Source organism: Aeromonas aquatilis, assembly GCF_054052405.1.
In genome coordinates, this window is record NZ_JBSTYP010000139.1 from 1 (window position 1) to 1,357 (window position 1,357).

Here is a 1,357-nt window from a genome sequence, read left to right on the forward strand (position 1 = left end):
GCAAGGGGCGGGATTACTTCTGGATCCGCGATGGGGTGCGCAACGTGGAGCAGGGGTTTATTGAAAGTACGGTGACCATCAGCGGGATGGGGGTGCGGCGCCGGGTGCTCTGCTTTACCCAAGATGGCGAACTGGTTGGCGAGACCTACAGCCGCGCAGCGGATGGGGTCTATCGGTTCGATCTGTTGTGGCTGAATCGCCGTTATATGGTGGTCGCCCAGGATGACCCAGCATATGGCCCTGCCGATTACAACGCGGTGGCCGCCGACTATCAGGCGCCAAAGCCCTATCCGCCTGGCGGTGGGGTGGCGCCCGAGCCTTTCCCCATGATTGCCCCGCTCAAGAGGAAACAACCATGATCTCCTATGCCGAAGGGCTGCGCACCAGTCGCGCCCAGCTATTGGCCACGGCCATTGATACAGGCAGCGGGGCCAGTGCCAAGCTGACCATCTACACCGGCACCAAACCGGCACCAGGGGCGGCTACGACTGACCAGCTGGCTCTGGTGGTGCTGACGTTCAGCCACCCTTGTGCCAAGACGATCGCTGGTGGGGTGCTGACCCTGAAGCCCCTGGCCGAGCAGATGGCCACCGCCAGCGGTGCCCCTACCTGGGGGCGCATTGTTGACCGGGATGGGGCCTTTGTGGCGGATCTCGATGTCGGGGTGCCAGGCAGCGGCGCCGATCTGGAGCTGCCCGCAGCGGAGTTTTTTGCCGGTGCGCTGATCCGCATCAATACCGCCACCATCACTGAACCGTAACCGGGGGCTCGTCATGTCGGCAGAGCAGGCCAGAAAGGATGCGAGCTTAGAACTACGCAAGGCCAGGAACAGCACCGGCCAGCTGGAGCTGAATCAGTCTGAGGTGGTGCGGCTGGTCGGTATCCTTAACAGTACCACCATGCCGCCGCGCCTGAGCGCGTCACCGGGTCTGGTGCTGGCATCGGGTATTGGCTGGCGCCCCGAATCGTTCCAGCGCGATGCTGGGCGGCTCTGTGGTGCTTGATGCAGTGCTTGCCAGCCACACCCATAGCCGTGGGGAGTTGGTCGGCGCATTCGTCATTGAATGCACCATGGCGAGCACATCCCGCGCCCCGCTGCCTGTGCTCGCCGGGCAGTATGACCAGAACGTATTCCGAGGCCCTGCCAGTGCGATGGGGGATATTTGGGATCGGTCTGATCGCCATTCACAGGCCCTTAGTAGCGAATGGCAGAAGGCAGGCACCGAGCGGGCAACCAGCTGCTCCCTGTGGCAACAGGCCGCCGCGCATCAGCAGCAGGTGGCTGAGCTGGGCGAACAGATGCCCCAGACGTTCATGGCAAATCAACAACGCTTTGCCGAGGGGCTGCCGGTCAGCC

2 protein-coding genes and 2 pseudogenes are annotated in these 1,357 nt (G+C 63.4%); all 4 read left to right on the top strand.

What is annotated here, in order from left to right:
• Positions 1–359: pseudogene (locus ACW5W8_RS23635) on the top strand (hypothetical protein); the annotation flags it as partial.
• Positions 356–760: a hypothetical protein gene (locus tag ACW5W8_RS23640; RefSeq protein WP_139461481.1), complete on the top strand. Its 405-nt coding sequence runs from the start codon at positions 356–358 to the stop codon at positions 758–760. The pseudogene ACW5W8_RS23635 and the gene ACW5W8_RS23640, both read left to right, overlap by 4 nt.
• A gap of 13 nt (positions 761–773) precedes the next feature.
• Positions 774–1,004, top strand: a complete 231-nt coding sequence (locus ACW5W8_RS23645; RefSeq protein ID WP_498630860.1) for a hypothetical protein — start codon at positions 774–776, stop codon at positions 1,002–1,004.
• A pseudogene (locus ACW5W8_RS23650) lies at positions 979–1,357 on the top strand (hypothetical protein); the annotation flags it as partial. The gene ACW5W8_RS23645 and the pseudogene ACW5W8_RS23650, both read left to right, overlap by 26 nt.

Excerpts from the sequence above, each read along its gene's own strand:
- ACW5W8_RS23640 (WP_139461481.1), top strand. The coding sequence starts at position 356 with ATGATCTCCTATGCCGAAGGGCTGCGCACCAGTCGCGCCCAGCTATTG.
- ACW5W8_RS23645 (WP_498630860.1), top strand. The coding sequence starts at position 774 with ATGTCGGCAGAGCAGGCCAGAAAGGATGCGAGCTTAGAACTACGCAAG.